Source organism: Nocardia sp. NPDC003963 (genome assembly GCF_053605105.1).
Map to the genome: position 1 here is coordinate 1 of NZ_JBSGIP010000103.1, position 4,726 is coordinate 4,726.

5 protein-coding genes are annotated in these 4,726 nt (G+C 68.0%); 1 reads left to right on the forward strand and 4 read right to left on the reverse strand.

Features of this window, described 5'->3' with window-relative positions; all coding sequences use genetic code 11:
- Nucleotides 1-237: 237 nt before the first annotated feature.
- The 3 genes from ACWEWT_RS38430 to dapE are packed head-to-tail and all read right to left on the reverse strand — an operon-like array spanning nt 238 to nt 2,737.
- Nucleotides 238-798, reverse strand: coding sequence for an LOG family protein (locus ACWEWT_RS38430; RefSeq protein WP_452565875.1), 561 nt, complete (start codon nt 796-798; stop codon nt 238-240).
- Entirely contained in the window at nt 792-1,595 is an 804-nt protein-coding gene (locus tag ACWEWT_RS38435; RefSeq protein WP_452565877.1) for an LOG family protein, read from the reverse strand. Before ACWEWT_RS38435 ends, ACWEWT_RS38430 begins: the two co-directional genes overlap by 7 nt.
- Nucleotides 1,596-1,639: 44 nt before the next feature.
- The gene (gene dapE / locus ACWEWT_RS38440; RefSeq protein WP_452565879.1) at nt 1,640-2,737 is read right to left on the reverse strand and encodes a succinyl-diaminopimelate desuccinylase; all 1,098 of its coding nucleotides are present in this window, start codon (nt 2,735-2,737) and stop codon (nt 1,640-1,642) included.
- A gap of 60 nt (nt 2,738-2,797) precedes the next feature.
- Between dapE and dapD the strand changes: the two genes are divergently transcribed.
- Nucleotides 2,798-3,745 (forward strand): 2,3,4,5-tetrahydropyridine-2,6-dicarboxylate N-succinyltransferase, encoded by a 948-nt coding sequence (dapD, locus tag ACWEWT_RS38445; RefSeq protein WP_452565880.1) that lies wholly within the window; start codon nt 2,798-2,800, stop codon nt 3,743-3,745.
- A gap of 94 nt (nt 3,746-3,839) precedes the next feature.
- Here dapD and ACWEWT_RS38450 read toward each other — a convergent pair whose 3' ends face one another.
- Nucleotides 3,840-4,208, reverse strand: a complete 369-nt coding sequence (locus tag ACWEWT_RS38450) for a PPOX class F420-dependent oxidoreductase (protein ID WP_452565881.1) — start codon at nt 4,206-4,208, stop codon at nt 3,840-3,842.
- Nucleotides 4,209-4,726: the final 518 nt, after the last annotated feature.

Below are 4,726 nucleotides of genomic sequence, written 5' to 3' on the forward strand. Positions count from 1 at the left end.
GAAACCGCCGGCCTTTCCCGCGGAAGTGTGGATTGTTTCCATCACCACCTTTCTGAGTAGGTCGGTCGGTTTTCTGGCCTCGGGACTCGCGCTTCGCGCATGCGCTTCCGAGGCCTGAACGGCGAGACGGGCCTCAACCCTTTCAGGTGTCTCGCTGAACTCGACTCAGGTGGTCGCGTCGGCATCCGGCGGTCGGTGTCGTCCTTTTGCGGACAGCCACCGGCGGCCCGAATCGACTCACTGATCCGAGTCCTTGCTCAGCGCCGCGAACGCTTCGGTCAGGTCCGGGGTGACCGTGACGCGGTCCAGCGCCGCCTGCGGGACGAAACCGCGGCCGTGGAGTTCGGCGAGCCAGGTGAACAGGCCGGTGTAGTGCCCGGCGGGGTCCAGGATCGCCATCGGCTTGTTGTGCTGGCCCAGGTGACCACCGGTCCAGGTTTCGAAGAATTCCTCGAGCGTGCCGATTCCGCCGGGCAGCGTCAGAAAGGCGTCGGCCCGGTCCTCCATCACCTGTTTGCGCTGGCGCATGGTGTCGGTGACGATCAGCTCGTCGGAGTCCACATCGGCCACCTCGCGGTGGACGAGATGCTTCGGGATGACGCCGATCGTATTCGCGCCACCGGCCCGGGCGGCGGTCGCCACCGCGCCCATCATGGAGACGTTTCCCCCGCCGGACACCAGCTGCCAACCGCGTAGCGCCACCTCGGTGCCGACAGCGGCCGCCAGGGCGAGTTGCGCGGGGTCGGTGGTGCTCGCGGAGCAGTACACACACAACGCGAAGGTTCGCGAGGTCACCATTCGTCCTCCGTACCGACTTTCTCGATGGTGGCGCTGCCGGGTTCGGATCCCTGGATGATCCGGACCACCTCGTCGATATCGTCGGTGACGTGCAGCAGGTCGATATCCCCCGGGGAGATACGGCCGTCGGCGGCCAGCGAGTTCCGGATCCACTCCACCAGCGGCGCCCAGTACTTGCTGCCGAACAGGATTATCGGGAACCGGGTGATCTTGCGGGTCTGCACCAGCGTCAGCGCCTCGAACAGCTCGTCGAGGGTTCCGTATCCGCCGGGCATGCAGACGAAGGCCTGGGAGTACTTCACGAACATGGTCTTGCGCACGAAGAAATAGCGGAAGTTGATCCCCAGATCGACCCAGTCGTTGAGGCTCTGTTCGAACGGCAGCTCGATACCGAGCCCGATGGAGTAGCCGCCCGCCTCGGACGCTCCCCGGTTGGCGGCCTCCATCACACCCGGGCCGCCCCCGGTGATGACCGCGAACCCGGCTGTCGCCAGCGCCGCGCCCAGCTCCCGCGCGGCCCGATACTCCGGATTGCCGGGGTCGGTGCGCGCCGAACCGAATACGCTCACCGCGCGCGGGACCTCCGCCAGCGCCCCGAAACCCTCGACGAACTCGGCCTGGATCCGCAGTACCCGCCAGGGGTCGGTATGCACCCAGTCGCTGTCGCCACGCTGATCCAGCAGGTGCTGATCGGCGGTGGTGCCCCGCGGGGTCCGTTCCCGGCGGAACATGATGGGCCCGCGGTAACGGGTCTTGGGTTTGCCGGCCATCCCGGATTCGGCGGCGTCGGTTGACATGGCCGCAGTGTATTGGGCGCGCCCGCGGTCAGCTGGGGCGGGCGCTAGGACGAACCGGTCAGATAGCGGCGCAGCATCTCGGTGACCGCGGTGATCTGTGCCAGTGGGACATGTTCGTCGCGTTTGTGAGCGAGGTTGGGGTCGCCTGGGCCGAAGTTCACGGCGGGGATACCGCGGGCGGCGAAACGGGACACATCGGTCCAACCGTATTTCGCCCGGATACCCGCCGAACCGTACGCACGCACGGTGTCGACCAGACCGCGGGCCGCCGGAGCAGTGAGCCCGGGCAGCGCACCGGCGGCAGCGTCGGTGACCTCGAATTCGAGCTCCAGCCCCGCGAACACCTCGCGTACGTGGTCGATCGCCTGCTCCACCGAACGATCCGGGGCGAACCGGAAGTTCACCTCGACCTCGGCCGCGTCCGGCACCACGTTCCCGGCGACACCGCCGGCGATACGGACCGCGGACAGTCCTTCCCGGTAGCGGCAGCCGTCGATATCGACCTCCCGGGCGCGATACTCCGCGAGCCGCGCCAGCACCGGTGCCAGCCGGTGAACGGCATTGTCACCGAGCCAGGAACGCGCCGAATGCGCGCGAACGCCCGCCGTGCTCAACCGGACCCGCAGCGTCCCCTGACAGCCGGCCTCGATCCAGCCGCCGGAGGGTTCGCCGAGAATCGCCAGGTCGCCGTCCAGCCATTCCGGCACTTCCCGCTCGACGGCGTTGAGCCCGTTGAATTCGGCCGAGATCTCCTCACAGTCGTAGAAGATCAGGGTCAGATCGTGGACCGGTTCGGCCACGGTGGCCGCCAGATGCAGGAACACCGCGTCCCCGGATTTCATATCGACCGAACCGCAGCCGTAGAAGACCTCGGCACCGCCCTCGGTGGTGAACCGGCCCGGCACATTGTCGGCGATCGGCACGGTATCGAGGTGCCCGGCCAGGACGACCCGGGTCGGCAGCCCGCGGTGCGTCCGCGCGAGCACCACATTGCCACGGCGCAGCACTTCGAAACCGCTGGTCTGGGTGCGTAGCGCCGTCTCCACGCGGTCGGTGATCGCAGCCTCGTCCCGGGAAACGCTCGGGATGTCGACGAGGGCCGCGGTGAGTGCGATGGGGTCGGCGTGCAGGTCGAGGGTCACGGAGTACGAGCGTAGAGGGGCCCCACCGTTTCGGACCGCCGGTGGGTAGGCTTCGGTGTCGTGAGCACTCAGGGAGCATCCGCCATCGGCATCGCCAACGTGACTTCGGACGGGACCGTTCTGGACACCTGGTTTCCCAGCCCGGAGCTGGGTGAGTTCGGTGACACCGGCACCGAACACCTCACCTCCGCGCCCGCCGAACTCGCCGATCTGGTGGGCCCGGACCCGGCCCGCGGCGTCGACGTCGTCGCGGTACGCACCACCATCGCCGACCTGTCCGCCGCCCCCGTGGACGCCCACGATGTCTACCTGCGGCTGCATCTGCTCTCCCATCGGCTGGTCCGGCCACACCAGGTGAGCCTCGAGGGCCAGTTCGCCCTGCTCAGCAATGTCGTGTGGACGAACCACGGCCCGGCTGCGGTGGAGGGTTTCGAGACCACCCGCGCCAAACTGCGCGCCCGGGGTCCGGTCACCGTGTACAGCATCGACAAGTTCCCGCGCATGGTCGACTACGTGGTCCCCGCCGGCGTCCGCATCGGTGATGCGGACAGGGTCCGGCTGGGCGCGCATCTGGCGGCCGGGACCACCGTGATGCACGAGGGTTTCGTGAACTTCAACGCCGGCACGCTGGGCACCTCGATGGTCGAGGGCCGGATCTCCGCCGGAGTCGTCGTGGGCGACGGGTCCGATATCGGCGGCGGCTCCTCCACCATGGGCACCCTCTCCGGGGGCGGTACCACCGTCATCTCGATCGGTGAGCGCTCCCTGCTGGGCGCCAACTCCGGTCTGGGCATCCCGCTCGGCGACGACTGCGTCGTCGAAGCCGGCCTCTACCTGACCGCCGGTACCAAGGTCACCACACCCGACGGCATCGTGGTGAAAGCGGCAGAGCTCAGCGGTAAGGACAATCTCCTCTTCCGGCGCAACTCGCGCACCGGGACCGTGGAGGTGGTACCGCGCGCCGGCACCGGTATCGAACTCAACGAGGCCCTGCACGCCCACAACTAGAGGGCATTCGCGCCCTTCGTTTCCCGGGGCGGACGCGAATCCCCGGTGGCCGAACGCCCCGGTCCCGGCCACCGGCGGTGCCGCGGCGCGGTAACTAGATCCCGAACGCGAGCACCCGTTCGGGATGGATACGGATCAGCTCGCTCTCGTCGGCACCGATATAGGTGACGGTGCCGGTCAGCGCTTCGGCCGTACCCCGGATCTCCAGGCATCGCACCCGCCACGGCTGGACCGAGGCGATATCGTCGACCACGAACGCCACCCGGTCGTTACCCGCCAGATTCCGGAACTTCCGGGACCGGCCCATATTCCAGCCCGCGATATCGATGGTGCCGAGTTCGGGGTTGTAGCGGAAGCCGACCGGATTGTTCTGCGGGGCCCCGTCCGGCGCGACGGTGGCCAACCGGCCGAGCCGCTGTCCGGCTAGGTAGTCGATATGTTCCCGGGTGAGCGTCGTGTTCATGATCAGAATCTAGAACCTCGAGCTCGGTTGAGGTCAATGGTCACAACGCCGTCCGATGCACGCCCGGCGAGCCACCGCCGTCTCCCGACCGGACGATTCACACAGACAGCAGCTCCCCCATCCGCACCTCACGCCTCCTCTGGACGGTCACCCCTCGGTAGTGAGCCCCCGGCCCGAGAACGGCGAAACCGAAGTAGCCGAACGCGAGCCGCCGACGTCCGTCGAGCCCGATGGACATGACGTGGCCCCGCGGCCCGCGTCTCCACTCACTCCGGATAGTCACACCTCGGGAGAGAGCCCCCGATCGAAAGCGACGAAACCGAGTAGCCGAACGCGGGCCGCCCGACGTCCGTCGAGCCCGATGGACGTGACGTGGCCCCAGCGAACCCGCATTCTCACCCACACCCGATAGTCCACCTCCGTAGGTGGGGCCCGCCCCGGTTCTGGAGCGACGAAGCGAAGGAGCGCAGCGACTGAGCGTAGGAGTGAAGAACCGGGGTTGATAGGGCCCCACCCCG